The 23,016-nt window shown below is 72.9% G+C and carries 23 protein-coding genes; 16 read left to right on the forward strand and 7 right to left on the reverse strand.

Annotated features, from left to right (window positions below; genetic code table 11):
• On the reverse strand, nt 1-405 hold a 405-nt coding region (locus tag ACIPEQ_RS14955; RefSeq protein WP_402715779.1), incomplete at its 3' end, for a hypothetical protein.
• A 198-nt stretch (nt 406-603) separates the two neighbouring features.
• Between ACIPEQ_RS14955 and ACIPEQ_RS14960 the strand changes: the two genes are divergently transcribed.
• The 10 genes from ACIPEQ_RS14960 (at nt 604) to ACIPEQ_RS15005 (ending at nt 10,409) form a co-directional block, all read left to right on the forward strand.
• Nucleotides 604-1,344 (forward strand): hypothetical protein, encoded by a 741-nt coding sequence (locus tag ACIPEQ_RS14960; RefSeq protein WP_402715780.1) that lies wholly within the window; start codon nt 604-606, stop codon nt 1,342-1,344.
• A gap of 25 nt (nt 1,345-1,369) precedes the next feature.
• A complete protein-coding gene (locus tag ACIPEQ_RS14965) occupies nt 1,370-2,347 on the forward strand; it encodes an HAD-IIA family hydrolase (protein WP_402715781.1) in 978 nt (325 codons plus the stop codon).
• Nucleotides 2,348-2,357: 10 nt separating this feature from the next.
• Nucleotides 2,358-2,654 carry a hypothetical protein gene (locus ACIPEQ_RS14970; protein ID WP_402715782.1) on the forward strand — a complete coding sequence of 99 codons (297 nt, stop codon included), beginning with the start codon at nt 2,358-2,360 and terminating at the stop codon, nt 2,652-2,654.
• Nucleotides 2,647-3,486: a TlyA family RNA methyltransferase gene (locus ACIPEQ_RS14975; protein ID WP_402715783.1), complete on the forward strand. Its 840-nt coding sequence runs from the start codon at nt 2,647-2,649 to the stop codon at nt 3,484-3,486. The genes ACIPEQ_RS14970 and ACIPEQ_RS14975 overlap by 8 nt, the downstream gene beginning before the upstream one ends.
• On the forward strand, nt 3,483-4,406 hold the full coding sequence (locus ACIPEQ_RS14980; RefSeq protein ID WP_209680106.1) for an NAD kinase: 924 nt from the start codon (nt 3,483-3,485) through the stop codon (nt 4,404-4,406). The genes ACIPEQ_RS14975 and ACIPEQ_RS14980 overlap by 4 nt, the downstream gene beginning before the upstream one ends.
• Nucleotides 4,403-6,097, forward strand: a complete 1,695-nt coding sequence (gene recN, locus ACIPEQ_RS14985) for a DNA repair protein RecN (protein ID WP_126892156.1) — start codon at nt 4,403-4,405, stop codon at nt 6,095-6,097. Before ACIPEQ_RS14980 ends, recN begins: the two co-directional genes overlap by 4 nt.
• A gap of 248 nt (nt 6,098-6,345) precedes the next feature.
• The gene (locus ACIPEQ_RS14990) at nt 6,346-8,067 is read left to right on the forward strand and encodes a CTP synthase (RefSeq protein ID WP_402715784.1); all 1,722 of its coding nucleotides are present in this window, start codon (nt 6,346-6,348) and stop codon (nt 8,065-8,067) included.
• A gap of 98 nt (nt 8,068-8,165) precedes the next feature.
• Entirely contained in the window at nt 8,166-8,780 is a 615-nt protein-coding gene (locus ACIPEQ_RS14995) for an NUDIX domain-containing protein (protein WP_402715785.1), read from the forward strand.
• Nucleotides 8,777-9,376 carry a DUF1349 domain-containing protein gene (locus ACIPEQ_RS15000; protein WP_402715786.1) on the forward strand — a complete coding sequence of 200 codons (600 nt, stop codon included), beginning with the start codon at nt 8,777-8,779 and terminating at the stop codon, nt 9,374-9,376. Before ACIPEQ_RS14995 ends, ACIPEQ_RS15000 begins: the two co-directional genes overlap by 4 nt.
• A 40-nt stretch (nt 9,377-9,416) precedes the next feature.
• Nucleotides 9,417-10,409 carry a site-specific tyrosine recombinase XerD gene (locus ACIPEQ_RS15005; RefSeq protein WP_402715870.1) on the forward strand — a complete coding sequence of 331 codons (993 nt, stop codon included), beginning with the start codon at nt 9,417-9,419 and terminating at the stop codon, nt 10,407-10,409.
• A gap of 163 nt (nt 10,410-10,572) precedes the next feature.
• On the opposite strand, the gene ACIPEQ_RS15010 is transcribed toward ACIPEQ_RS15005, so the two are convergent.
• Nucleotides 10,573-11,016 (reverse strand): DUF2510 domain-containing protein, encoded by a 444-nt coding sequence (locus ACIPEQ_RS15010; RefSeq protein WP_402715787.1) that lies wholly within the window; start codon nt 11,014-11,016, stop codon nt 10,573-10,575.
• A gap of 126 nt (nt 11,017-11,142) precedes the next feature.
• On the opposite strand from ACIPEQ_RS15010, the gene ACIPEQ_RS15015 reads away from it, so the two are divergent.
• Nucleotides 11,143-11,625, forward strand: coding sequence for an ASCH domain-containing protein (locus ACIPEQ_RS15015; protein WP_402715788.1), 483 nt, complete (start codon nt 11,143-11,145; stop codon nt 11,623-11,625).
• Between the two features lie 15 nt (nt 11,626-11,640).
• Here ACIPEQ_RS15015 and ACIPEQ_RS15020 read toward each other — a convergent pair whose 3' ends face one another.
• A complete protein-coding gene (locus ACIPEQ_RS15020) occupies nt 11,641-12,672 on the reverse strand; it encodes an LLM class flavin-dependent oxidoreductase (protein ID WP_402715789.1) in 1,032 nt (343 codons plus the stop codon).
• A 56-nt stretch (nt 12,673-12,728) separates the two neighbouring features.
• Here ACIPEQ_RS15020 and ACIPEQ_RS15025 point away from each other — a divergent pair, with 56 nt between their 5' ends.
• Nucleotides 12,729-13,061, forward strand: coding sequence for a TraR/DksA family transcriptional regulator (locus ACIPEQ_RS15025; RefSeq protein WP_402715790.1), 333 nt, complete (start codon nt 12,729-12,731; stop codon nt 13,059-13,061).
• A gap of 263 nt (nt 13,062-13,324) precedes the next feature.
• Nucleotides 13,325-13,792 (forward strand): TIGR02611 family protein, encoded by a 468-nt coding sequence (locus ACIPEQ_RS15030; RefSeq protein WP_238638083.1) that lies wholly within the window; start codon nt 13,325-13,327, stop codon nt 13,790-13,792.
• Between the two features lie 16 nt (nt 13,793-13,808).
• On the opposite strand, the gene ACIPEQ_RS15035 is transcribed toward ACIPEQ_RS15030, so the two are convergent.
• Entirely contained in the window at nt 13,809-15,056 is a 1,248-nt protein-coding gene (locus ACIPEQ_RS15035; protein ID WP_209824057.1) for an MFS transporter, read from the reverse strand.
• A gap of 106 nt (nt 15,057-15,162) precedes the next feature.
• Here ACIPEQ_RS15035 and ACIPEQ_RS15040 point away from each other — a divergent pair, with 106 nt between their 5' ends.
• Entirely contained in the window at nt 15,163-15,540 is a 378-nt protein-coding gene (locus ACIPEQ_RS15040; RefSeq protein ID WP_402715791.1) for an ArsR/SmtB family transcription factor, read from the forward strand.
• Entirely contained in the window at nt 15,537-17,180 is a 1,644-nt protein-coding gene (locus ACIPEQ_RS15045; RefSeq protein WP_402715792.1) for a methyltransferase, read from the forward strand. Before ACIPEQ_RS15040 ends, ACIPEQ_RS15045 begins: the two co-directional genes overlap by 4 nt.
• Before the next feature lie 24 nt (nt 17,181-17,204).
• Here the strand turns inward: ACIPEQ_RS15045 and ACIPEQ_RS15050 are convergent, their stop codons facing one another.
• On the reverse strand, nt 17,205-18,071 hold the full coding sequence (locus tag ACIPEQ_RS15050; RefSeq protein ID WP_402715793.1) for an NAD-dependent epimerase/dehydratase family protein: 867 nt from the start codon (nt 18,069-18,071) through the stop codon (nt 17,205-17,207).
• Nucleotides 18,072-18,222: 151 nt separating this feature from the next.
• The gene (locus ACIPEQ_RS15055; protein WP_126890659.1) at nt 18,223-18,825 is read right to left on the reverse strand and encodes a TetR/AcrR family transcriptional regulator; all 603 of its coding nucleotides are present in this window, start codon (nt 18,823-18,825) and stop codon (nt 18,223-18,225) included.
• Nucleotides 18,826-18,964: 139 nt separating this feature from the next.
• On the opposite strand from ACIPEQ_RS15055, the gene ACIPEQ_RS15060 reads away from it, so the two are divergent.
• Nucleotides 18,965-21,451, forward strand: coding sequence for a beta-glucosidase (locus ACIPEQ_RS15060; protein WP_402715794.1), 2,487 nt, complete (start codon nt 18,965-18,967; stop codon nt 21,449-21,451).
• A gap of 439 nt (nt 21,452-21,890) precedes the next feature.
• Here the strand turns inward: ACIPEQ_RS15060 and ACIPEQ_RS15065 are convergent, their stop codons facing one another.
• Nucleotides 21,891-22,913, reverse strand: coding sequence for an LLM class flavin-dependent oxidoreductase (locus ACIPEQ_RS15065; RefSeq protein WP_402715795.1), 1,023 nt, complete (start codon nt 22,911-22,913; stop codon nt 21,891-21,893).
• Between the last annotated feature and the right edge of the window lie 103 nt (nt 22,914-23,016).

A 23,016-nucleotide genomic window follows, 5' to 3' on the forward strand; every position in this document is an offset into this window, starting at 1 on the left:
CCGTTCCGTGGTGGTGATGACCGTCGTCCGCAGCGTGACGGTGACGAGCGTCGTCCGTTCCGTGGTGGTGATGACCGTCGTCCGCAGCGTGACGGTGACGAGCGTCGTCCGTTCCGTGGTGGTGATGACCGTCGTCCGCAGCGTGACGGTGACGAGCGTCGTCCGTTCCGTGGTGGTGATGACCGTCGTCCGCAGCGTGACGGTGACGAGCGTCGTCCGTTCCGTGGTGGTGATGACCGTCGTCCGCAGCGTGACGGTGACGAGCGTCGTCCGTTCCGTGGTGGTGATGACCGTCGTCCGCAGCGTGACGGCGCAGACCGCCGTCCGTTCCGTGGTGGCGACGACCGCCCCCGGAGTGACGACGACCGCGGCGACCGCTCCCGCTTCGGTGACGGCTCCCGGCACGCCGGCGCTCGCTTCGGCGAGGCCGCCCGCGACGACTGGGAGGACCGGGACCCGTACGGCACCCGCTCCGTCCGTCCGCGCCACGACGACCCGGAGATCGACGAGAGCGTCTCGGCGCGCGACCTCGACCCGGCAGCCCGCGCAGAGCTCAAGACGCTCAGCAAGGACAACGCGGACTGGGTCGCGAAGCACCTCGTCATGGCGGCGCTGCTCGTCGACGAGGACCCGGAGACGGCGAACCTCCACGCCCTGAGCGCCGCTCGTCGTGCCGGCCGTGTCGCGGTGGTCCGGGAGACCGCGGCCATCACCGCGTACCGCACGGGCGACTTCGCGACGGCGCTCCGCGAACTGCGCACGTACCGTCGCATCTCCGGCAAGAACGACCAGTTGCCGATGATGGTCGACTGCGAGCGGGGTCTCGGCCGCCCGGAGCGCGCGCTCGAGCTCGGCCGGTCGATCGACCGTGCTGCGCTGGACACCGCGGTGCAGGTGGAGCTGGCGATCGCGATGTCCGGCGCACGGATCGACCTGGGCAACCCGACGGCGGCGCTCGGTGAGCTCGAGATCCCCCAGCTCGACCCGACGACGGCGTACAGCTGGTCGCCGGCCCTCTACAGTGCTTACGCGGCCACGCTCGAGGAGCTCGGCCGCCAGGACGAGGCCGACGAGTGGTGGGCGCGGGTCGACCGGGCCGCCGCCGCCCTGGCCGAGATCGCCGACGAGAACGCATGGGAGACTGTCGATGTGGTCGAGGAAGAAGTCGAAGGACACGACGAGCGCGACGCCGTCGGCGGTGACGAGTCCGTCGCCGGGGACGAGCACGGAGCCGGAGCGCTCGACGACACCGACCAGCTCGGCGACGACGTCGACCCCGACGACGACCTCGGCGAGATCGACGACGACAACCCCCGCGACGTCGACGGCTCAGCAGCCGACTGACGTCCCGAAGCCGCCGACGGACGGTGTGGACGTCGTCCTCACCGACCTCGACGGCGTCGTGTACCGCGGGCGGAACGCGATCCCGCACGCGGTCGAGGCGCTCACGCGCGCGTCGCTGACGGTTCGGGTCGGGTACATCACGAACAACGCCTCCCGCCGTCCGTCCGACGTCGCCGAACACCTGCAGGGCTACGGGCTCGGGGTCTCGGCGGACGACGTCGTGACGTCGTCGCAAGCGGGTGTCCGTCTGCTCGAGACGCTGGTGCCGGCCGGGTCCACCGTGCTGGTCACCGGCGGCCTCGGGCTGACGAGCATCGTCGAGCAGGCGGGCTTCACGGTGACGACGAGCGCCGACGACGCTCCGGCAGCGGTCATCCAGGGGTTCTCGCCGGACCTCGGGTGGACGCACCTGGCCGAGGCCTCGTTCGCCCTCGCCGACCCGGACGTGCCGTGGGTCGCGACGAACATGGACTGGTCGATCCCGGTCGAGCGTGGGATCGCGCCCGGGAACGGCACGCTCGTCTCCGCCGTGCACCAGGCCGTCGGGCGGATGCCGGTGGTGGCCGGCAAGCCGGAACGGCCGATCTTCGACGCCGCGATCGCCCGGTTCGGCGGCGAGCACCCGCTGTTCATCGGTGACCGCCTCGACACCGACATCAAGGGCGCGAACGACGCGGGCATCCCGAGCGTGCTCGTGCTGACGGGGATCGACCAGGCGAAGCAGGTGCTCGCGGCGGACCAGCGCTCGCGACCGACCTACGTCCTGCAGGACCTCCGCGGCCTGTCCGAGCCGTACCCGGTGACGGTGCGGCGTCAGGACGCGGACGGCACCCGGTACGTGTCGGTCGGGGACGCAACGGTGGCGATGCACGGGCACGTCGTCCGGGTGCTCGACAGCGGCGCGCCGATCGACCGGCTCCGGGCGGGTGCGGCGCTCATCTGGGAGTCCGGGCTGGCGATCTACGGCCTCGACGTCGACCCGAAGCTGTACGGCGGCGAGTAGCGTGACCGACGTGCCCCACCCGCAGCAGCAGCCCGAGCCGCAGCAGCGCGAGCACCCGACGCCGCAGCCGCGCGAGCACCCGACGCCGCAGCCCGAGCCGCAGCAGGCGGACGACTTCGCGGCCCGCACGGCGGCAGCCGAGGCCCTGCCCCTGCCCGAGCGAGCCGACGCCTTCGCCGCGCTGCACGACGACCTGCGCACCCGGCTCGAGAGCGGTCAGGCGCCGCAGGGACACAGCTCGGGTCGCGCTGCCGGTGCCTCGCAGGTGTGGGGGAGCGCACGCGGCGACGGCGGCACCGGTGGCTGAGCACGACGAGCACCGACCGGTCCGCCTGGACGCGCTGCTCGCCGCCCGCGGGCTCGTGCGCTCACGGACCGCCGCGGCGAAGCTGGTCCTGGCCGGCCGCGTGTCGGTGGACGGGACGGCCGTCGTGAAGCCCTCGGCCCCGGTCGCCCCGGACGCCGAGCTCGTCGTCGACGCCGAGGACGAGTGGGTGTCGCGTGCGGCCCGGAAGCTCGTGCGTGCCCTCGAGGTCTTCGACGTCGACCCGAGCGGGCGCGTGGTGCTCGACGTGGGCGCCAGCACCGGAGGGTTCACGCAGGTGCTGCTCCACCACGGTGCTGCCCGCGTGGTCGCCCTCGACGTCGGGCACGGCCAGCTCGACCCGGTGATCGCGATCGACGAGCGGGTCCGTGTCGTCGAGGGGTGCAACGCCCGCGACCTCACCCCCGACACCTACACGGCACTCGACGACGCAGCGCCCCGCACGAGCCTGGTCGTCGGCGACCTCTCCTTCATCTCCCTGCGCATCGTCCTGCCCGTGCTGGCGGACGCCGTGCCCGCCGACGACTTCGTGCTGCTCGTGAAGCCGCAGTTCGAGGTCGGCCGGGGCGGCGTGCGCGAGGGCATCGTGCGCGACGCCGCGCTCCGGAACGACGCGCTCATGAACGTGCTCTGGTCGGCGTGGGACGCGGGCCTCGGAACGGTCGGACTCGCCGCCTCGCCGATCGTCGGAACGCACGGCAACCACGAGTACCTCGCGCACTTCCAGCGTCGTGTCGGGGGTGATCCGGCAGGATGGGGGAACCCGACAGCGTGGATCGATCGGGCCACCGAACTCACGGAAGGGGCTGCATGAGCGACGACGACCGGCACATCCTGCTCGTCTCCCACACGGGGCGACAGGATTCCATCGACGCCGCCGTCGAGGTCTGCGACCTGCTCCACGCCGCCGGACTCACCCCGGTGATGCCGTTCGACGAGTACGCCGACGTCCGGCGGGCCGAGGCGTCCGTCGGCCAGGTCGACATCCTGGGCGTCGACGTCCAGGCCGACCAGCTCGAGATCGTCATCGTCCTCGGCGGCGACGGCACGATCCTCCGCGCCGCCGAGCTGGTGCGCGGGACGGGCGCCCCGATCGTCGGCGTCAACCTGGGACACGTCGGGTTCCTCGCCGAGAGCGAGCGCGACGGGCTGCGCGCCACGGTCGAGCGTGCCCTGACGGGCGACTACAAGGTCGAGGAGCGCGTGACGCTCCAGGTCGACGTGGTCGTCGGGCACGAGGTCGTCTACTCGTCGTGGGCCCTGAACGAGGCCACGATCGAGAAGGCCTCGCGCGAGCGCATGCTCGAGGTCGTGACCGAGGTCGACGGCCGTCCGCTGTCGTCGTTCGGCTGCGACGGCGTCGTCGTTGCCACCCCGACCGGGTCCACGGCCTACTCGTTCTCCGGCGGCGGCCCGATCGTCTGGCCGGACGTCGACGCCCTGCTCATGGTGCCGCTCAGCGCGCACGCCCTGTTCTCGCGGCCGATCGTCGTCGGGCCGGACTGCACGCTCGCGATCGAGGTCCTCCGACGCACGAGCGGCGTCGGTGTCCTGTGGTGCGACGGCCGTCGGACCCACGACCTGCCGCCGGGGGCCCGGGTCGAGGTCCGTCGTTCCCAGGACCCCGTCCGGGTCGCACGGCTGAAGGACGCACCCTTCACCGACCGTCTGGTCGCCAAGTTCCAGTTGCCCGTCGCGGGGTGGCGCGGCCCGGCGACCGAGGACGACGCATGATCGAGGAGATCGTCATCTCCGACCTCGGCGTCATCGGCGAGACCACGCTCGAGCTCGGGCCCGGCTTCACCGTCGTCACCGGCGAGACCGGGGCCGGCAAGACCATGATCGTGACGGCGCTCGGGCTGCTGCTCGGTGCCCGGGCGGACGCCGGCTCGGTGCGCCGGGGTGCGTCGAGCGCGGTGGTCGAGGGACGTTGGCACGTGCCGGACCACGCCGCCGTCGCCGAGCGTGTCGAGGACGCTGGCGGGACCGTCGAGGACGGCGAGCTGATCCTCACCCGCACGGTCTCCGCCGAGGGCCGCAGCCGGGCGACGGTCGGTGGTCGCAGTGCGCCGGTCGCGGTGCTCGGCGAGCTCGCCGACCAGCTGGTGACCGTGCACGGGCAGTCGGACCAGATCCGCCTGACGTCGGCCTCGGCGCAGCGCGCAGCCCTCGACGGCTTCGGCGGCAAGGGGGTGCAGCGAGCACTGGACGCCTACGTCGCCGCCTACGACACCTGGCAGGCACACACCGGCGAGCTGGAGACGCTCGTGCGCGACCGCGACGACCGGGTCGCCGAGGCCGAGCGGATCCGTGCGGCGTCGGACGAGATCGAGTCGGTCGACCCGCAGCCCGGCGAGGACGTCGAGCTCGCCGAGCGCGCCGAACGCCTCGGCAACCTCGAGGAGCTCCGGCTGGCCGCCGGCACCGCCCACGAGGCCCTGTCGAGCGAGTCCCTCGACGGCGTCGCCGACGTGGTCGGCCTGGTCGAGGCAGCACGTCGGGCCGTCGAGCGCGTCGCCGGGTCGGACCCGGCCCTGCAGCCCGTGCTCGAGCAGCTGACCGAACTCGGGATCCAGGCGTCGGATGCGTCCGCCGGCCTGTCCAGCTACCTCGGCTCGCTCGAGCCCGACGCCGGCCACGACCTCGAGCTCGTCAACGAGCGTCGGGCACTGCTGGCCGGCCTGACGCGCAAGTACGGCGAGACCGTCGACGACGTGATCGCCTACGGCCAGCGGGCGAGCGACCGGCTCCTGGAGCTCGACGGCGACGACGACCGCATCGTCGCCCTGCAGCAGGCGGTCGAGCAGGACGAACAGGCCCTCGCACAGGCGGCCGCAGCGCTCACGGCGGCCCGGACCAAGGCGGCCGGCGACCTGGCGAAGCGTGTCACCGCCGAGCTGCGGACGCTGGCGATGGCCGGAGCGACGCTCGTCGTCGAGGTCACCGACGGCGGCGAGTACCGTCGGCACGGGCGTGACCAGGTCGCGATCCTGCTGCAGCCGCACTCCGGCACCGACCCGCGCCCGATCGGCAAGGGCGCGTCCGGTGGTGAGCTGTCCCGCGTGATGCTCGCGATCGAGGTGGTCATGGCGGGCAGCACGACCGTGCCGACCTTCGTCTTCGACGAGGTCGACGCCGGCGTCGGCGGCGCGGCGGCGATCGAGATCGGGCGGCGGCTCGCGAAGCTCGCCGAACGCACGCAGGTCATCGTCGTCACGCACCTCGCACAGGTCGCCGCCTTCGCGAACAACCACCTCAACGTCGTCAAGGACGCCAGCGGCGCCGTGACCTCGTCGAGCGTGCGGCGGCTCGAGGGCGAGGACCGGCTCCAGGAGATGGCGCGCCTGCTCTCCGGCTTGGGCGACAGCGCGAGTGGCATCGAGCACGCACGAGAGCTCCTCGACGTCGCTGGCCAGCGCGCCTAGCCGAGGGTCCGGCCTGGAGGCTCGTCCCACCCCGTCCCTCCGCTCGCGTCCGCAACACGCAACGAAGGCGGCTCCTCGCAGCGGTACAACGCTGCGCTCCGTCGCCGACGTTGCGTTTCGCGGAAACGAGGGACGGCGCGGAAACGGGGGACGGCGCGGGGACGGCGGGGGTGACCGACCGGCGGGCGCAACGCCCGCGGCCAACGCGGGTCGCGCCTCCCGGCAGTTCTGACGTACGATGGAACCCCGTGGCGGACACTCTCAGCGGCGGAACCAATTCTTCGACCTCGACCCCGAAGGTCACGAAGCAGATCTTCGTGACCGGCGGGGTCGTCTCGTCCCTCGGCAAGGGCCTGACGGCGGCCAGCCTCGGCAACCTGCTCACGGCGCGCGGCCTCAAGGTCGTCATGCAGAAGCTCGACCCGTACCTCAACGTGGACCCGGGCACCATGAACCCGTTCCAGCACGGCGAGGTCTTCGTGACCGACGACGGCGCCGAGACGGACCTCGACATCGGGCACTACGAGCGCTTCCTCGACATCAACCTGTCGCAGGCGGCGAACGTCACGACCGGCCAGGTCTACTCGACCGTGATCGCCAAGGAGCGTCGCGGCGAGTACCTCGGCGACACGGTCCAGGTCATCCCGCACATCACCGACGAGATCAAGCGTCGGATGCGCGAGCAGGCCGAGAACGACCCGCAGCCCGACGTGATCATCACCGAGGTCGGCGGCACGGTCGGCGACATCGAGTCGCAGCCCTTCATCGAGTCCGCGCGCCAGGTCCGTCACGAGCTCGGCCGCAACAACGTGTTCTTCGTGCACGTGTCGCTCGTGCCGTTCATGAGCGCCTCGGGTGAGCAGAAGACCAAGCCGACGCAGCACTCCGTCGCCGCGCTCCGCTCGATCGGCATCCAGCCGGACGCCCTCGTGCTCCGCTCGGACCGCCCGGTGTCGGAGTCGAACAAGCGCAAGATCGCCCTGATGTGCGACGTGGACGAGGACGCCGTGGTGAACGCGGTGGACGTCCCCTCGATCTACGACCTCCCGACGCTGCTGCACGACCAGGGCCTCGACCAGGTCATCATCGACGCGCTGAAGCTCGACGCGCACGACGTCGACTGGTCCGCGTGGAACCCCGTCCTCGACGCGGTGCACGAGCCGAAGAAGCACGTCACCATCGCGCTCGTCGGCAAGTACATCGACCTGCCGGACGCCTACCTGTCCGTCACCGAGGCCCTCCGCGCGGGCGGCTTCGCCCACAACGCGAAGGTCACGCTGAAGTGGGTCGTGTCCGACGACTGCACGACGCCCGAGGGCGCCGCGAAGCAGCTCGGCGACGTCGACGGCATCTGCGTGCCCGGCGGGTTCGGCGTGCGCGGCATCGAGGGCAAGCTCGGCGCGCTTCGCTTCGCGCGTGAGCAGGGCATCCCGACGCTCGGCCTGTGCCTCGGCCTGCAGTGCATGGTCATCGAGTACGCCCGCCACGAGGCCGGCCTGACCGACGCGTCGAGCACCGAGTTCGACCCGGAGACCTCGACGCCGGTCATCGCGACCATGGCGGAGCAGGTCGACATCATCGCCGGTGGCGACATGGGCGGCACGATGCGCCTCGGCCTCTACCCGGCGACGTTCACGCAGGGGTCGCTCGCAGCGTCGCTCTACGGGGCGCCCGAAGCGAGCGAGCGCCACCGTCACCGCTACGAGGTGAACAACACGTACCGCCAGCAGATCGCGGACGCCGGCCTGGTGTTCTCGGGCACCTCGCCCGACGGCACCCTGGTCGAGTACGTCGAGCTGCCGCGCGACGTGCACCCGTTCTACATCGCCACGCAGGCGCACCCGGAGCTGCGCTCGCGTCCGACCAACGCGCACCCGTTGTTCGCCGGGCTGGTGGACGCGGCGATCGCGCGGCACGAGGCGTCCAGCCTGTTCGACCCGGCCGAGGAGTCGGCGGAGGTCGTCGCGTAACGCGACCGGACGGCTGACGGGAGGCGCGGTGCCAGCTGGCACCGCGCCTCCCGTCCGTCCCGGGGAGGGCTGACGGGGGTGCGTGCCAGGATGGGCTGGTGACTGACGCTGACGCTCCGATCGCCGACGAACACGCCTCGTACGAGGTCACCGACTCCACCGTCGTGTACGAGGGTGCCGTCTGGGACGTCCGCCGTGACCACGTCGACTACGACGGACACGACATGGTGCGTGAGTACATCGACCACACCGGAGCCGTCGCCGTGTTCGCGGAGGACGACGAGGGCCGCGTCCTCGTCATCCAGCAGTACCGGCACCCGGTGCAGCTGCGCGACTGGGAGCTGCCGGCCGGCCTGCTCGACCACGAGGGCGAGGACCACCTGACCGCCGCGCAGCGGGAGCTCGGCGAAGAGGCCGACCTCGAGGCGGAGCACTGGGAGCCCCTCGTCCGGTACAACACGTCGTCCGGCGGCAGCGACGAGTTCATCCAGGTCTACCGGGCCCGCGGGGTCCGCGCGACGGCCTCGGCGTTCGAGCGTGAGGCCGAGGAAGCCGACATCGTGACGCGGTGGGTGCCGCGTGCCGAGCTCGTCGAGGGCATCCTGGCCGGCCGCCTGCAGAACTCGGCGCTCGTCGTCGCGACCCTCGCGGTCGACGCGATCGAGCGCGGCGCGAGCGAGCGGGGTGCGGGCAAGCGGAGCACGACGGCGTGACCGCCGACAGCGGGCTCGGTGCCCTGCTGCGGGACGGGCACTGGACGCACGAGCCCGTCGCCGTCGAACCCGTCGTCGACCGCGCCGCACTGCTCGTGACCGCGGAGGAGGGCAGCGACGCCTGGCGGACGACCTCGTACGGGTTCGTCCACGACTCGGAGCACGCGCTCCTCCGACCCACCGACCGCGCGTTCGCCGTGGAGGTCTCGTTCGTCCTGAACTTCGCGGAACAGTTCGACCAGGCCGGGGTGTTCCTGCGGGTCGACGAGCAGGAGTGGGTGAAAGCGGGCGTGGAGTTCTCCGACGGGCTGCCGCAGGTCGGAGCCGTCGTGACGCACGGGACGTCCGACTGGTCCGTCGCGCCCGTGCCGTCCTGGACCGGGCGGGTCGTGACGGTCCGGGCGAGCCGGTCCGGTGACGCCGTGACGATCCGGGCCTGGGCCGACGGCGAGGAGCCTCGGCTGGTGCGGGTCGCGCACCTCGACGCGGACGCCGTCGTGTCAGCCGGCCTGTTCTGCGCCGCACCCACCCGGGCCGGGCTCACGGTGACCTTCACCGCCTGCCGCTTCGGAGAGCCGGACGCCGGGCTGCACTGACGACCTCCGCAGGGCGGTCCCGCACTAGTTTTGTCGGGTGATCCCCCTCGACCGTGCCACCGACACCTACCTGCGGCACGTCGCCGTCGAGCGTGGGCTGTCGCAGCACACGGTCGCCGCCTACCGACGGGACCTCGCCGTCTTCGCGGAGTGGCTCGCCTCGGCGCCGGCGGTCGACTCCGCGGGCGCGGACCGGGCCGGGGGAGCGGAGGCGCTGACGGACGTCGCACGCCTCGCCCGCGCGGACGTCGCCGGGTTCGTCACGCACCTGACCTCGCGCCCGGAGCAGCCGCTCGCGCCCCGGTCGGTGGCCCGGATGCTCAGCTCGGTACGGTCCTTCACCGCGTTCGCCGCAGCCGAGGGCTGGCTGCCGCTCGACCCCGGCACCGCCGTCCGTCCGCCGAAGGCACCGTCGCGACTGCCGAAGGCGATCTCGGTGCACGACATGGAGCGGCTGCTCGGCGCCGCGGGCTCCGTGGACGACGACCCCGTGCAGCTGCGGGACCGGGCGCTCCTGGAGCTGCTCTACGCCACGGGGGCGCGCATCTCCGAGGCGGTGGGGCTGTCGGTGGACGACGTCACCACGCTGTCCGATCAGGAGGACGACGCGGGCGACGGGCTCGCGGTCGTGAAGGTCACCGGCAAGGGGAACAAGCAGCGCATCGTGCCGCTCGGCAGCTTCGCGCGGGCCGCGGTCGACGCGTACCTCGTGCGGGCCCGGCCCGTGTTCGCGGCGCGTGGGGCGTCGACCCCGGCGCTGTTCCTCGGGGCACGCGGCGCCCGGCTGTCGCGGCAGAGCGCCTGGCTCGTGATCCAGGCGGCGGCGGAGCGGGCCGGGCTGGCCTCGCACGTGTCACCGCACACCTTCCGGCACTCGTTCGCGACGCACCTGCTCGAGGGCGGCGCCGACGTGCGCGTCGTGCAGGAGCTGCTCGGGCACGCGAGCGTCGCGACGACGCAGATCTACACGCTCGTCACGGCGGACATGCTGCGCGACGTGTACCAGACGGCGCACCCGCGGGCGCGGCGGTAGCGGCTGCCGGGGAGCGGGGCCGGGGTGGGGCCGGGGTGACGTGCGGCGCGACGTGCTCGGGCACAACCGGAAGCACGTCGCGCCGTGGAGAACCGTGGCGCGATCTGCTCCCGGTTGTGCGGGGCACCGAGCACCGCGGGCGCGGCGGGAGCGGCTGCCGGGCTCAGAGCAGGTGGAACTGCGCCGACGCGGCGACCACGCCCGTGGCGACGGCGACCACGAGGGCGCTCGCCGCAGCGCTCCGCCAGAGCACCCGCCAACCGCCGGTCGCGCCGGGACGGACGATCGCGAGCACGCCCGTGACGACGGCCAGCGTGCTCGCGATGCCGACGGGGTTCCACACGACCGACACGGCCGCGAGCAGGACCGCGACGAGCGCCGCCGCCCCCACCCGCTGCACGGAACCGCCGGATGCCCAGGATCCGGTGCGGACCGATGCGCCCTCGACGGAGAACGACGGCCCGGCCGGTGCGACGACGACCGGTGCGACGGGCTCCTGCCGAGCCGGGAGCACCCGCGTCGCCCCGCCCCACGCGTGGCCGTCCCACCACCGGAGGCGGTGGGCGTCCTGGGGGTCCGGGAACCAGCCGGCGGCCGGCAGCGTCACGGGGTGCTCCTCGCGGGTGCGGTGGATGGTGCACGTCGACGCTACGCAGCCGGGAGGCACGGCCACAGTCCCACAGCGGGTGTCGGCAACAAGGGGGACCGGCCGCACCTGCGCTACGGTCGGTCGGTGACCACTGCCGACGCCGAGACCCTGTCCGCCTTCTGGGCCGCCCGCCGCGACGAGGCACCGGAGCTCCCCGAGACCGTGCCGGAGGCGTGGGCGTTCGGCGCGACGCCGGACCACGCGGACGGCCTGCTCGACCTGGTGCTCCGCGGCATCAAGGACGGCACGGCGTCGTCGATGTGGGACTACGAGGCGACGGGCGACGCGCTGCCCGAGGTCGGCGAGCTCAGCGTCATCCTCGACGGGCGGGGCGAGCCCCGAGCCGTGATCGAGACGACGGACCTGCGGGTCGTCCCGTTCGACCAGGTCGGCGAGGAGCACGCCCGCGCCGAGGGGGAGGGGGACCGCACCCTCGCGCACTGGCGCGCGGTGCACGAGCGCTACTGGCGTGAGCACTCCGAGAACCCGCGCGGGTTCGAACCGGACATGCCAGTCCTGTGCGAGCGCTTCCGTCTGCTGTGGCCGGAAGCGCCCGCCGGAGCCTGAGCCGGACGCCCCGACCTACGCGGGGACGGGCGCCGCGTCGACCTCGTCCATGACGGCCTTCGTCGCTGCGAGCAGCCGGGCGTTGAACTCGACGCCGAGCTGGTTCGGCACGGTGACGAGCACGGTGTCTGCAGCGCGGACCGCGGCGTCGGCGGCGAGCTCGGCCACGAGCTGCTCCGGCTCCCCGATGTACGAGCGACCGAAGCGGGCGAGCCCGCCGTCGAGGTGCCCGACCTGGTCCTGCCCCTCGACCTGCGCCCGCACGCCGAAGTAGTGCCGCGACTCGTCGTCGGTGATCGGGATGATGCTGCGCGACACCGAGACGCGCGGCGTCCGCTCCCAGCCCATCTCGCTCCACGTCGTCCGGAAGCGCTCGATCTGCTCGGCCTGGAGCTGGTCGAACGGCACGCCGGTGTCCTCGGTGAGCAGGGTCGAGGACATGAGGTTCATGCCCTGCTCGGCCGTCCACTCGGCGGTCGCGCGGGTCCCGGCACCCCACCAGATCCGGTCGGGCAGCGTGTCCGACAGTGGGGACACCGGCAGCGACCCGGCCGACCCGGTCATCTGCGGGTTCGCGTGCGCCATCGGCTCGCCGGCGATCGCGCGGCGGAACACGTCGGTGTGGGAGCGTGCCATGTCGCCGCCGTTGGTGTCGTGCACCTCGGGCACGTAGCCGAACTGCTGGTACCCGGCGAGGGCGGTCTCGGGTGACCCCCGCGAGACGCCGAGCTGGAGTCGCCCGCCGGAGATGAGGTCGGTGGCCGCGGCTTCCTCGGCCATGTAGAGCGGGTTCTCGTACCGCATGTCGATCACGCCGGTGCCGATCTCGATGCGGCTGGTCCGGGCGGCGATCGCCGAGAGCAGGGGGAACGGCGCCGCCTGCTGCGGGGCGAAGTGGTGCACGCGGAAGTACGCGCCGTCGATGCCCGCCTCCTCGGCCGCGACGGCGAGGTCGATCGCCTGCACGAGGGCTTCGCGGCCGCTGCGGACCCGGGAGCCCGGCACGTCGCGCCAGTGCCCGAAGGACAGGAACCCGATCTTCGTCATGCCGATGCGAACGCATGCTGCTGCGGCTGCATTCCGACACGACTACGGTCGTCGGCATGGACGATCCCCGCACCGCGCTGACCGATGAACGGCGGCGCAACGAGCGGCTGCTCGCCGACGTCGAGCGCAGCATGCGGGACGTCAGCGACGCCCGCCAGGACGCCAACTCGGACGACGAGCACGACCCCGAGGGAGCGACGCTCGCCTGGGAACGCGGCTCGCTCGGTGCGGTCCGGGACGCTGCTCGGGAGCGCATCCGTATGGTCGACGCCGCGCTCGCGCGGCTCGACGCGGGCACCTACGGGCGATGCGCCGTCGGCGGCGAACCCATCCCGGAGGCCCGTCTCGCCGCGGTCCCGTGGGCCGCGACGTGCGTCGCCCACGCGTGACGAGCCTCCAGGCCGGCGCGGACCGCTGACGGGGCTGCGGTTGGCGCGACACGGCCCCGTCTGCGCGAGACGGCGCGGGGCGCGCGAGACGCCGCCACTTCTGACGCCGTCTCGGCACGAGCGCGGCGTCTCGACGGAACGAGCGCGCCTGCAGATCGAGGCCCGTGACGTCCGGGAGGCGCGGCGCACCCCCGCCGGCGCCGCTCACGTCGCGTGGACCGGTTGCGCCGCCGTTTCCCAGCCGCGCGCCCTAGGTTGCCGCCATGGACGACACCCACGAGCGACCCGACGCGGTCGTGCGTGCCGACACCACGGCTCCCGAGACCGACGCCGACGACCGGCACCACCGCTTCCGGTGGTTCCGTCGGATGCGCGCGTGGATCCACGCGCGGCCGGGCGTGCACCTGTTCTACAAGGTGCTCGTCGGGATCGTCGGCGGGCTCGTCGTGGTGATCGGGCTCATCCTCGTGCCGCTGCCCGGCCCGGGGTGGCTCGTGGTGTTCATCGGCCTGACGATCCTCGCCAGTGAGTTCCACTTCTTCCACCGCATCATCACGTGGCTGCGTGCGCAGCTGCACCGCTTCTGGGACTGGGCGAAGGCGCACGGGCCGCAGTGGCTGCGGAAGGCCGCCGACCGCGGCAAGGCCGACGTCGACGCGGCGCACGCCGATGCGCACCGCAGCACCGGGGTCCGCGCGCAGCGACCGAACCGGGCGCGACCGGGTCACTGACCCTCCGCGGCGACGACTAGTCGGCGGTGCGGACGGAGCCCGTCGCCGTGCGCTCGACGGCCTCGGCGGCACGCTCCTCGACCCCGGCCGCGCCGCGCGATGCGAGCTGCAGCACGAGGGCGATCGCCGCGGCGAGGACGATGAACGCGCCGTACCCGGCGAGCACGGGGACGAAGCCGAACGCCGGCTCGACGAGGCCCGCGACGACGGCCGGCACGCCGAACGCCAGGTAGCTGACGATGTAGACCGACGACAGCAGCCCGGCACGGTGGGTGGGGGCGGCGGTCGCGAGCAGCATCCGCAGCGGTGCCTGGAAGCCCGCGCCGAAGCCGACGCCGGCGATCGCGCTGCCGACGACGAGCCCGGGCAGCGAGTGCGCGAACACGAACGACACGGTGACGACCGGACCGACGATGAGCGCGACGAGTCCGAGGAACAGGCTCCGGCGCGTGTCGAGGCGCTGGATGGCGAGCCCCGTGAGTCCGCCGACGCCGGTGACGACCGCGATCAGGGCCCCGGCCGCGAAGTGGTCGTGGATGCCGAACACCGCGCCGAGGGCCGACGGCACGAGCGACAGGAACAGCCCGCCCAACGCCCAGCTCGCGACGAGGGCACCGGCGACGCCGCGGAACAGCGCGCGCGACGCCCGGGGGACGGACACGGTCGGGCGGAGGGAGCGGAGTGCGCCCGGTCGGCGGGTGACCCGCTCGGGCACGACGACCAGGGCGGCGACGAGCAGCAGCAGGAGCGCGCCGAAGAGCACGTAGACGAGCTGCTCCGGTGCCGGACCCCACTCGACCAGGGCACCGCTCGACACCGCGCCGGTGGCCAGTGCGAAGGGCGGGACGGCACCGTTCAGGACGCCGGCGAGCGACGGGAAGCGCTCGAGCGAGTTGTCGATGAGCGCCGCGCCGAGGGCCCCGATGAGCAGCCCGACCGCGACGCCCTGCACGATCCGGTCGACCACGAGGGCCGTGAACCCGTCGGCACCGGTGAACAGCACGAGCGACACGACGAGCAGCAGCCCGCCGGCGACGAGCACGGGCTTCCGGCCGACGTGGTCCGACAGCCGACCGGCCACGAGCATGGTGACGAGGAGCCCGGCGACGTAGATCGCGAACACCCCCGTGAGCATGAGCGGTGTGAGGTCCCACTCGGCGGCGTAGACGGGGTAGATCGGGGACGGGACCGAGGACGAGGCCATCGCCACGAAGAGCATGGCGGCGAGGATCCAGAACCCCGCGACTCCGCGTGCTGACTGCATGGTGGTGCCTTCCCGTCGGATCGACTGCTGTACGACAGCATTCGTACAGCAGTCCGTCAGTACGACGCAAGTCGTACTGACCGGTCGGCGGTGCTACCGTCGTCGCATGCCCGCCGCGCCCGTGGACTCCGTCGTCACCCCAGAACGCCTGCCGCAGCCGACCGTCGCCGAGCTGGACCTGCCCGTCGTGCTCGACGCACTGAGCGACCCGATCCGGCTCACGATCCTGCACCGCTACCTGGTGGACGCGGCCGGCGGTGTCCGCAGCTGCGGGTGGGTCGGGGTCGACCGACCGAAGTCGACGCTGACGCACCACTTCCGTGTCCTGCGCGAGGCCGGCCTGCTCGAGCAGCACCAGGAGGGGCTGACGCGCTCGAGCCGGGCCCGCATCGAGGACGTGCAGCAGCGCTTCCCCGGGCTGCTCGACCTGGTGGCCGCGTGGCAGGTCCCCGCCTCCGTCATGCGCGAGGAGGTCCCCGCGTGACCGGGCGGGCGCGGGCAGCAGCGGCACACGAGCTCCCCACGATCTCGACCGACCCCGGGGTGACGACGGCGCTCGCCGCCGACCTCGACGCAGCGGGCTTCACCGTCGAGCGGATCGACGCACTCTGGGGCACCGAGGCGGCCGCGTCGCTGCACCGGGGCACACGGGTCGCCGCGCTCCGGGCGCTCGCGGCGCGGGAGGCCACGCCGCTGACCACCCTCGCGACGCTGTTCGTGCTCGGCCTGCCGGTCGCCCGGAGCGACGCCGAGCGGGCGTTCCCGTCCGCCGGGCTCGACCGGGTCCTGGCCGCGGGGCTGCTGCGCACCGATGCCGACACCGACCGCGACGAGATCGACGACTCCGGGCTGCCGGACACCGAGCACCGACGGGTCCACCCGACCGTCGACCTGCGGCCCTACGCCTTCGTCGACGACCAGGGCGCCGGCAGCTGGTGGGTCGTCTCGGACCTCGGGGAGCTCGCGCTCGGCACCGCACTCGGGGAGGAGCACGTGCTCGGCATCGGTGGTGCGTCCACCACGCTCTCCGGGCTCCAGGTCCCCGTCCCGGTCCGACGCGTGCTCGACCTCGGGACCGGGTGCGGGATCCAGGCCATGCACGCCCGTCGCTTCGCGGAGCAGGTCGTCGCCACGGACATCTCCCGCCGGGCGCTCGACATCGCCCGGTTCAACGCGGCGCTCAACGGCATCGACGGCATCGAGTTCCGGCTCGGGTCGCTGTACGAGCCGGTCGCGGGGGAGCGGTTCGACCGGATCGTCTCGAACCCGCCGTTCGTCATCACGCCGCGTCGCGACGACGTGCCCTCCTACGAGTACCGTGACGGCGGCATGGTCGGCGACGCGCTCGTCGAGACCGTGCTCCGAGGGCTCGCCGACCACCTCGAGCCCGGAGGCACCGCGCAGCTGCTCGGCAACTGGGAGTACCGCTGGGGCGTCGACGGGCTCGACCGGGTGCGCTCGTGGTTCGCGGACGCCGAGGACCTCGACCTGTGGGTCGTCGAACGGGAGCGCGAGGACCCGCCGGCCTACGCCGAGACCTGGATCCGCGACGGCGGCACCAAGCCCGGCACCGAGGCGTTCGACCGGCTCGTGGACGCCTGGCTCGACGACTTCGCCACGCGTCGGGTCACCGGCGTCGGCTTCGGGTACGTGGTCGTCCGGCGCGCGTCGGCGACGGACGCCGGTCGGCCGGGAGGCACGGCTCGCCTCCGCCGCGCCGAGCGGGTCCCCGAGGCGCTCGGTTCCAACCCCGTGGGGCTCGGCGCGACGGTCGCGCGGGTGCTCGACGCTGCCGAGTGGCTCGGGGCGCACGACGACGAGGCCCTCGCCGCCGCACACCTGCGGGTCGCCGGTGACGTCACCGAGGAACGGCACTACTGGCCCGGGAACGACGACCCGACGGTGATCACCCTCGTGCAGGGCGGCGGCTTCGGCCGACGCGTGGACGCGGACACGGCGCTCGCCGCGTTCGTGGGCGCCTGCGACGGGGAGCTGTCGGTCGCGGCCATCGTCGGCGCCATCGCGCAGATCACCGGCGTCGACGAGCGCGCGCTCGCGGCAGACCTGCTGCCGCGCGTGCGCGACCTGGTGCTGGACGGCCTGCTGCTCGCACCGACGTCCTGAGGTCGCCCCGCGCCTCCCGTCCGGTCAGTGCGAGCGGTGGTTCCGCCAGGTGTGCTCGGGGGCGTAACCGAGGAGCTCGCGCGCCTTCTCGCTCGAGAGCAGGGAGCTCGTGCCGTCGATGTCCGTGCGGCGCTCGATGTCCGGCACGAAGCGCTCGACGAGCTCGATCGTCGGGGTGTCCATCACGGTGTCGGGGCTCGCGATGACGAACGCCTCGAACCCGGTGAGCTCGGCCTCGAGGGCCTTCCGCACCGCCTGCGCTCCGTCGCGTGAGTCGATGTACGACCACAGGTTGAAGGTCTTGGCCTCGGGGGAGGCGTCCCACGGGAACGACGGGTAGTCGGTCTCGTCCATCACGTTCGAGAAGCGCAGCCCGATCATCTTGAGCTCCGGGTCCCAGCGGGTGAAGTGGCGGGCCATCTCCTCCTCCACCGCCTTGCCGAGCGAGTACGACGACTGCGGGCGGACCGCGAACTCCTCGTCGACGGGCAGGTACGGCGGGTGGTGCTCGCCCATCGGGATGCCGAGCAGGGTCTCGCTCGACGCCCACACCACGTTCTTGATGCGAGCGACGCGGGCGGCGTGGAAGACGTTGATCGACGCGGTGACGTTGTTCGTGATGAGCGCGACGTCGGGCACCTGACCCGGCGCGGGCACGGCGGCGAGGTGCACCACGGCGTCGACCCGGTCGTAGCGGTCGTCGATGCCGGTGAGCGCGCCGAGCACCTGGCCGTAGTCGCTCAGGTCGATGCGCACGAAGGGCACCCGCTCGGGCTTGTCGGGGGAGGGCACCCGGTCGAGCAGGACCACGTCGTACCCGTGCTCGTCGAGGTCGCGGACGACCGCCCGTCCGAGCTTGCCGCTGCCTCCGGTCACCACAACACGCGTCATCGCGTCACTCCACATCGTCGTCGGACGGCCTGGTCGGCCGGAGCCCATCCTGCCGTGCGCGCCTGCACCCGGGCCAGGCACTGGTGGTACCTGTCCGAGCGGCGCGGCCCGGTACGGCTCCTCGCTGTCGGGCGTCGGCCGCAGGGTGCCGTCAGGCCGAGGCGGGCGTGACGGACTGGGCGACCGCGAGCCGCGCGACGAGCTCGACGTGCTCGGCCATGTCCCGCGACGGGTCGTACAGCCACTGGATCTGCATGCCGTCCGAGATCGCCAGGAGCACGCTCGCCAGCTGCTCGGTGTCGACGTCGGTGCGGAGCCGCCCGTCCTGCTGCATGGCGCGGAAGTCGCGGGCGAAGTCGCCCCGGCTGCGCTCGTAGCGTTCGCGGAAGTACTCGTGCGCGGGGTGCTCGGCGTCGGTCGCGGCGGCGGCGGACAGGTTCACGAACATCTGCACGAGGCCGGGGACCTCGGTGTTGTGCCGGACGATCGCCGCGAGGAACGCGCCAGGGTCCTCGGCCGCGGTGCCCCAGTCGTGCGCCAGGTCGACCTCGTCGCGACGCCGGAGGATCTCCACCCAGAGGTCGTCCTTCGAGTCGAAGTAGTGCAGGAGCCCGGCCTGGGTGAGACCGACCGCGTCGGCGATGTCCTTGATGCTCGTGCGCCGGAACCCCTGCCGTGCGACGAGGTCGAGCGCGACCGTGAGGATCTCCTCGCGCTTCGCGATCCCCTTCGCGTACGAACCCCGTCGTGCCATGGCGCGAGCGTACAGCGCGATACCGGCCCGAGAAACCTACTCGCGATAGGTTTTGCCTGCTACGCTGACGCCAGCCGCCGACGAAGGCGCGCGGAGGTCATGCCCCGGCGCCCGTCGCACAACGAAGGGACCGACCATCGTGACCACCGTGGACGACACCACCCGCGCCTCCCGTCCGACCGCCGCGTCGCCGCTGGCCGAGCGCATCGACGCGCTCCTCGGGCAGCTGACGACCGAGGAGAAGGTCCAGCTGCTGACCGGACGCGACTTCTGGACGACCTGGCCGGTCGAGAAGATCGGGCTGCGCCGGATCCTGATGTCCGACGGCCCCTCCGGCGTCCGCGGCGAGGTCTGGGACGAGCGCGACCCGTCGCTCAACCTGCCGTCCGCCACCGCGCTGTCGGCGAGCTGGGACCGGGCGATCGCGAAGCGCTACGGCGCCGCGGCGGCGGTCGAGGCGCGTCGCAAGGGCGTCGACGTCGTGCTCGGTCCGACCATCAACCTGCACCGCTCCCCGCTCGGCGGCCGACACTTCGAGGCGTTCAGCGAGGACCCGGTGCTCACCGGGGACCTCGCGGCCTCGTACGTCGACGGCGTGCAGGAGAACGGCGTCGCCGCGACCCCGAAGCACTACGTCGCCAACGACTACGAGACCGATCGCTTCACCGCCTCGACCGAGGTCTCGGACCGTGCCCTCCGCGAGCTGTACCTGCTCGCGTTCGAGAAGGCCGTGACCGAGGCGCACGCCTGGGCGGTCATGTCGTCCTACAACGCGATCAACGGCGTCACCGCGTCCGAGAACGACCTGCTCGAGACCCCGCTCAACTCGGAGTGGGGCTTCGACGGCATCGTCGTGTCCGACTGGACCGGCGTCCGCTCGGTCGACGCGGCGAAGGCGTCGCAGGACGTCGCGATGCCCGGCCCGAACCAGTGGTGGAGCGAGGGACCGCTGCTGCACGCGGTCGAGTCGGGCGAGGTCCCGCTGGAGGCGATCGACCGCAAGGTCCGGCGCATCCTGACCCTTGCCGCCCGTGTCGGCGCGCTCGAGGGCTTCGAGCCCGTCGCGGCCGAGCCCGTGCACGTCGAGGACGGCGTCGCGTTCGTCCGCGAGGCCGAGGCCGAGGGCACCGTCCTGGTGCGCAACACCGGGATCCTGCCGCTCGACGCCGCTGCGGTGTCGCGGATCGCGCTCCTCGGGCACAACGCCGACCAGGCCCGCACCCAGGGCGGCGGATCGGCGACGGTGGTGCCGGAGCACGTCGTCACGCCCATCGGGGGCATCCGCGCGGCTTTCCCGGGCGCGACGGTGGACTACGCCATCGGTGCCGTCGTGCAGGAGGGCATCGCCGAGTTCCCGCTGTCGACCATCACGAACCCCGCGACCGGCGAGCCCGGAGCGCGGGTGGCGTTCGTCAAGGACGGCGAGGAGCTCTTCGTCGAGGACCGCCGTGCCACCGCCCTGTTCTGGTTCGGCGGCGACGCCCCGATCCGTGAGTCCGACCGCCTCGACGTCACCACGACGTACACGGCCGAGACGACGGGCACCGTGCGGATCGGCATCGGCGCCGCCGGCCGTTCGCGCATGTGGGTCGACGGTGCGCTCCTGCTCGACGAGACCGTCCCCGTCGAGGGGGACCAGCTCGGCGCCGCGTTCCTCAACCCGCCGGCGCGTTCGGTGCCGGTGTCGGTGAAGGCGGGGCAACAGCTCGCGATCCGGATCGAGCACGACATCGTGCAGGACGAGGCGCTCGGTGGGGTGCTCGCGTACCAGTTCGGCACCGAGCCGAGCGACGCCGACCCCGTAGCGCTGATCGAGGCCGCGGTCGCCACGGCCCGTGACGCCGACGTGGCGATCGTCGTCGTGGGCACGAACAGCAAGGTCGAGTCCGAGGGCTACGACCGCTCGTCGCTCGCACTGCCCGGCCACCAGGACGACCTGGTCCGTGCCGTCGCCGCCGCGAACCCGAACACGATCGTCGTGGTGAACTCCGGTTCGCCGGTCGAGATGCCCTGGCGGAACGACGTCGCCGCGGTGCTCCTGACCTGGTTCGGCGGACAGGAGTACGGCAACGCGCTCGCCGACGTCCTGACCGGAGCCGCGGAGCCCGGTGGTCGCCTGCCCACCACGTGGCCGGCCACCCTCGCCGACGTCCCGGTGCAGGACGTCACGCCGGTCGACGGCAAGGTCGCGTACGACGAGGGTGTGCACGTCGGCTACCGCGCCTGGCTGCGCGCGGGCACCGAGCCCGCCTACCCCTTCGGGCACGGCCTCGGCTACACCACGTGGACGATCGACGGCGTCTCCGCGTCGCCGACCGTGGCCGAGGGCGACGCCGCGATCGTCACCGCGACCGTCGCGAACACGGGTGACCGCGCCGGGAAGCACGTCGTGCAGGTCTACGCCTCGCGTGCGGAGTCGTCGGTGGACCGTCCGGTGCGGTGGCTCGTCGGGTTCGCGCCCGTCCGGCTCGGCGCGGGGGAGTCCACCGAGGTGTCGGTCGAGGTCCCGGCGCGTGCCTTCGCACACTGGGACGGAGCCTGGCGGTACGAGCCGGGGACGTTCGAGCTCCACGTCGGCGCGTCGGTCGTCGACCTCGCGGGTTCGGCGTCCCTCGAACTGGAGTGAGCCGATTTCCGCACGTGCGCGGGTTCATTCAGTAGCATGAACTCGCGCCAGTCGGCTGGTTACCGTCGGTGCGCGCACCACCGAGGGCTCGTCGTGTGAGCGAAGCGGCCTCCTGATCCGGTCGTGGAGCCCCTTCGAGCCCGGTGCGTCCAGAATGCGTCCCCGCGTCCGCGCGGGGGCGCATTCGTCGTTCCGGGGACAACGGTCTGCAGGCGGGCCTCCCCGCTCCTGACCAGGGGTTGTCGCGGATAGCTGACAGTCCGTCAATATCCGCGCAGCGATGATGACAAATCCTTTGGGAAGTGGGAGAGTGGGGCCACCATCCCGTGCGGATCAGGGACGAGATGGTCATCCGGCTCGGGGCTCGTCGGACCTCACCAACCCGACTCGAGCCCCGGCCGGATGCCCCCTCGGCACGTGGCCGATCGCCGGTGACGCGTCAGCCCAGGCGCGGGACGACCTCTTCCGCGACGATCCGCAGGATGCGCTCGTGCGCGGCTGCGTCGCCGTTCGCCGGCAGGGTGATCACGAGCTCGTCGGTCGCCTGCACGGCCGGGTCCGCCGCCAACGCGTCCACGATCTCGTCCACGCCGCCCGACACGATGCTGCTGAAGCGGAACGGCGGACCGCTCAGGGGGCGGCCCTCGTCGTCCATCCCGCTCGCGTAGCCGGTGAGGAACTCCTCGTGCACCCGGCGGTCGTGCTCGTCGAGCAGCGGCACGACGATCCGGCCGACGGCGACCCGCGGCGTCCGGCCCGGGTGCTCGCCGGCTGCCTGCAGCTCGGCGAACCGGTCGCGGTAGGCGGCGAGCTGGTCGGCCTGTGCGCGCGCGAACGGGGCGCCCGTGTCCTCGGTGTTGAGCGTCGAACAGTGCAGCAGCAGGCCCTTCTCGGCCGTGCGGACCGCCGTGCCCGTGCTCCCGCCACCCCACCAGACGCGGTCACGCAGGCCCGGGGACAACGGCTGCAGCGCCAGGTCCGCGCCGGCCGGGATGCTCTCGTAGCCCTTCCCCGCGGTGCCGAGCGGTTCGCCCTGCAGGACCTCGAGCAGCCGGGCGGCCCGGGCCTCGGCCTCGTCGCGGAAGCTGCGCTCGGACGCGCCGAACACCGGGTCGAGGATCGGACCGTAGCCGGCGATCCCGGTGCTGATGCCGAGCTGCACCCGACCGTCGCTGAGCAGGTCGACCGTGCTGGCGTCCTCGGCGAGACGGATCGGGTCCTCGTAGCGCATGCCCAGGACGGCGGTGCCGAACCCGATGGTGCTCGTACGCTGCGCGGCGGCAGCGAAGAAGGTCATGGGGCTGGTGAGGAACGGCTCGAAGTGGCGACCGCGCACCCAGCCGGTGCCGTAGCCGAGCGACTCGGCCGTCTCGAACAGGCGCAGGCCGTCCTCCAGCGCGGCGGCCGCACCGGCGGTGCCGCCGTGGTTGGGGACGAAGGAGAGGAAGCCGAGTTCGCGCACGCCCCGAGTCTATGCGCATGCATTCAATCGTGACAGGGCGGCGGACGGGAGGCTCGTGGCGGGCTCGCCACGAGCCTCCAGCCCGCCTCCCGGTCACCACCCA

It is taken from the genome of Curtobacterium sp. NPDC087080, from assembly GCF_044745105.1.
Lineage (GTDB): Bacteria > Actinomycetota > Actinomycetes > Actinomycetales > Microbacteriaceae > Curtobacterium.

What these genes read in the sequence shown, in the direction of transcription:
- recN (WP_126892156.1), top strand. Translation starts at nt 4,403, where the DNA reads ATGATCGAGGAGATCGTCATCTCCGACCTCGGCGTCATCGGCGAGACC.
- ACIPEQ_RS15050 (WP_402715793.1), bottom strand. Translation starts at nt 18,071, where the DNA reads ATGACGCGTGTTGTGGTGACCGGAGGCAGCGGCAAGCTCGGACGGGCG.
- ACIPEQ_RS15040 (WP_402715791.1), top strand. Translation starts at nt 15,163, where the DNA reads ATGCCCGCCGCGCCCGTGGACTCCGTCGTCACCCCAGAACGCCTGCCG.
- ACIPEQ_RS14960 (WP_402715780.1), top strand. Translation starts at nt 604, where the DNA reads ATGGCGGCGCTGCTCGTCGACGAGGACCCGGAGACGGCGAACCTCCAC.
- ACIPEQ_RS15030 (WP_238638083.1), top strand. Translation starts at nt 13,325, where the DNA reads ATGGACGACACCCACGAGCGACCCGACGCGGTCGTGCGTGCCGACACC.
- ACIPEQ_RS15035 (WP_209824057.1), bottom strand. Translation starts at nt 15,056, where the DNA reads ATGCAGTCAGCACGCGGAGTCGCGGGGTTCTGGATCCTCGCCGCCATG.
- ACIPEQ_RS15025 (WP_402715790.1), top strand. Translation starts at nt 12,729, where the DNA reads ATGGACGATCCCCGCACCGCGCTGACCGATGAACGGCGGCGCAACGAG.
- ACIPEQ_RS15020 (WP_402715789.1), bottom strand. Translation starts at nt 12,672, where the DNA reads ATGACGAAGATCGGGTTCCTGTCCTTCGGGCACTGGCGCGACGTGCCG.
- ACIPEQ_RS15055 (WP_126890659.1), bottom strand. Translation starts at nt 18,825, where the DNA reads ATGGCACGACGGGGTTCGTACGCGAAGGGGATCGCGAAGCGCGAGGAG.
- ACIPEQ_RS14980 (WP_209680106.1), top strand. Translation starts at nt 3,483, where the DNA reads ATGAGCGACGACGACCGGCACATCCTGCTCGTCTCCCACACGGGGCGA.